Raw genomic sequence first — 3076 nt, forward strand, 5'->3', positions numbered from 1 at the left:
CCTCGCGCGAGAAGTTCGAGGACAAAGTCGCCTTCACCGGGATCGGCCGGTCCGAGATCGGGCGGCGGCTCATGGCCGACCCGCTGTCGCTGACCCTGGCGGCGTGCCGGGCGGCGGTCGCCGATGCCGGACTCGACCTCGACGACCTCGACGGTCTGTCGACCTATCCGGGGTCGGGGAACTTCGGGCCCTTCTCCGAAGGCGGCGTCACGGCGGTGGAATCGGCGCTGGGCATCCGCCCGACCTGGTACAACGGCAGCGCGGAAACCTTCGGCCCCGGTGGCTCGGTGATCGCGGCGATGCTCGCGGTGGCCAGTGGTCTGGCGCGTCATGTGCTGTGCTTTCGCACGGTGTGGGAATCCACCTATGCCGAACATGTGCGCGCCGGCGCGATCGCGCCGTCCGGCGGGATCACCGACCCGTGGCTCACCCCGTTCGGCGCGGTCTCGGCGGCGCACCTGCTCGCCCAGACCGCGCAGCGGCACTTCCACCGCTACGGCACCGATCGGGAGACGCTGGGCTGGATCTCGCTCAATCAGCGAGCCAACGCGGCCCTCGACCCCTCCGCGATCTACCGGGACCCACTGACCATGGACGAGTATCTGTCCGCCCGCACCATCACCACGCCCTTCGGTCTCTACGACTGCGACGTGCCGTGTGACGGTGCGGTGGCCGTGATCGTCTCGGCCAGGGAAACCGTGGCCGATCTGGCTCAACCGCCGGTCTTCGTCGAGGCGGTCGGCACCCAGATCATCGAACGGCTCGAATGGGATCAGAGCACGCTCACCCACGAGCCGCAGGTGCTCGGCCAGGCGGCGCATCTGTGGTCGCGCACCACTCTGGGGCCGGACGATGTGGATGTCGCCGAGCTCTACGACGGCTTCACCTTCAACTGTCTGTCCTGGATCGAGGCGCTCGGCTTCTGCGGTATCGGTGAGGCCAAGGATTTCCTCCAGGGCGGCAAGAACATCGCCCGCGACGGAGTGCTGCCGCTGAACACCCACGGCGGGCAACTCTCGCACGGGCGCACCCACGGCATGGGTTTGATCCACGAGGCGATCACGCAGTTGCGTGGCCGGGCGGGGGAGCGGCAGATTCCGGCGGCCCGGGTCGCGGTCGTCAGCAGCGGTGGACTGACTCCCAGCGGTGTGATGTTGCTGCGGACGGACTCGTGAGCGCCGAGGGCACCGGCCTGCTGCCGGAGCACAGCGCCGTCGACACCGTCGTTACCAGGGAAGTCGAGGTCGCGGGAATCCGGATGTCGGCGCTGTGCGCCGAGGTCGCCGATCCTCGCGCCGTGCTGGTCGCCGTGCACGGCGGCGCGACGACGGCGCGCTATTTCGATCTACCGGACCGGCCGTCGCTGTCGCTGCTACGGGTCGGCGCCCGACTGGGTTTCACCGTTCTCGCGCTCGACAGACCGGGATACGGCGCTTCGGAACCGTGGGGTGAGATGTTCGACGAGCCGCAGCGCCGCGTCGACGTGACCTACGCCGCGATCGACGCGCTGCTGGGAACGAGCGAACGCGGCGCCGGGGTCTTCCTCGCCGGACATTCGGCGGGCTGTGACCTGGCCGCGCGGATGGCCGCCGACGATCGGGGCGCCGCACTGCTCGGCCTCGAACTGGCGGGCACCGGTGTCGACAAGCGTCCCGAGGCCATCCGGGTGATCGAAAAGATCCGAAAGACGGGCAGGGCGGGCGGAATTCGTGAACTGCTGTGGTTCCCCCAGGACAGCTACCCGCCGGAGGTCCTCGGTGGTCGTTCGCTGACCTCGGGCACGCCGGGCTACGAGGTCGCTGTCGTGCACGACTGGCCGACGGACTTCCCCACGCTCGCCGCGCGGATGCGTGTCCCGGTCCGGGTGACCGACGCCGAGTACGAGCAGGTGTGGCGAACCGACCCGGCTGCCCGCGCCGGGATTGCCGAATTATTCACCGCCACATCACGGTTCGTGAACAACGTGCAATTCGGGTGTGGGCACAACCTGAGCGTCGGCTACGGCGCCGCGGCCTATCACCTGGGCCTTTTGTCGTTCGTGGAGGAATGCGCGCTGCGATCGACCCCCGCCCGCTACCGATCAGAAGTCGAGGAACCATAGATGCAACGAATGATCGCCCCGGAAATCTCCAACTGGCCCGCCGAGGAGTTCCACCTCGTCGGCGGATCGTGCACCGACTGCGGTGCGGCGGTGTTCCCGATCCAGGACCTGTGCCCGCGGTGCAGCCGCCCGTCGATCGAACAGATCACTCTGCCGCGCACCGGAATCCTGGTGGCCTGGACCACCCAGGGGTTCCTGCCGGGCGCGCCCTATCTCGGAGACGAGACGGCCCGGACCTTCGTGCCCTTCGGCGTCGGGCTGGTGCAGCTCGGTGACGTGATCCGGGTCGAGGCCAGACTCACCGAGAACGACCCGGACAAGCTCGAATTCGGGATGGACGTCGTGCTCACGACCGTTCCGCTCGGCACCGACCCCGAAGGCGCCGAGGTTCTCACCTTCGCCTTCCAACCCGCCTGAGGGACAGGAGTTCTGACATGACCAACGAGGTAGCGATCATCGGCGTGGGGATGCACCCCTTCGGCCGATTCGAGGGCAAGACCGCCATGCAGATGGGCACCGACGCGATCCGGGCCGCGCTCACCGACGCCGGGCTGGAATGGCGCGATGTGCAATTCGCGGTCGGCGGCAGTTGGGAGGTCGCCAATCCCGACGCGATCGTGGGCATGATGGGACTGACCGGTATTCCGTTCACGAATGTCTTCAACGCCTGCGCCACCTCCGCCAGCGCCACCGAAGCGTGCGCCGACGCGATTCGGCTCGGCAAGTACGACATCGGCATCGCGATCGGCATGGACAAGCATCCGCGCGGCGCCTTCACCGTCGACCCCACCCTGGTCGGCATGCCCAAGTGGTACGGCGAGAACGGCCAATACCTGACCACGAAGTTCTTCGGGATGAAGGCCAATCGCTACCTCCACGACCACGGTATCTCGCAGGAGACCCTGGCCAAGGTGGCCGCCAAGAACTACCGCAACGGCGGCTTGAACCCGAATGCCTTCCGGCGCAAGCCGATCA

The 3076-nt window shown here is 67.9% G+C and carries 3 protein-coding genes and 1 pseudogene; all 4 read left to right on the top strand.

The annotated features are described in order from the left end of the window. A partial coding sequence (locus ACFWF3_RS30130) for a thiolase family protein (RefSeq protein WP_379317032.1) occupies positions 1-1175 on the top strand: 1175 nt, incomplete at its 5' end. Beyond that, positions 1172-2101: an alpha/beta hydrolase gene (locus ACFWF3_RS30135; RefSeq protein WP_379317034.1), complete on the top strand. Its 930-nt coding sequence runs from the start codon at positions 1172-1174 to the stop codon at positions 2099-2101. The genes ACFWF3_RS30130 and ACFWF3_RS30135, both read left to right, overlap by 4 nt. Beyond that, positions 2102-2518, top strand: coding sequence for a Zn-ribbon domain-containing OB-fold protein (locus tag ACFWF3_RS30140; protein WP_379317036.1), 417 nt, complete (start codon positions 2102-2104; stop codon positions 2516-2518). 17 nt (positions 2519-2535) lie between these two features. Then, positions 2536-3076, top strand: a pseudogene (locus ACFWF3_RS30145) (thiolase family protein); the annotation flags it as partial.

This window comes from Nocardia sp. NPDC060220 (genome assembly GCF_042727815.1).
Lineage (GTDB): Bacteria > Actinomycetota > Actinomycetes > Mycobacteriales > Mycobacteriaceae > Nocardia.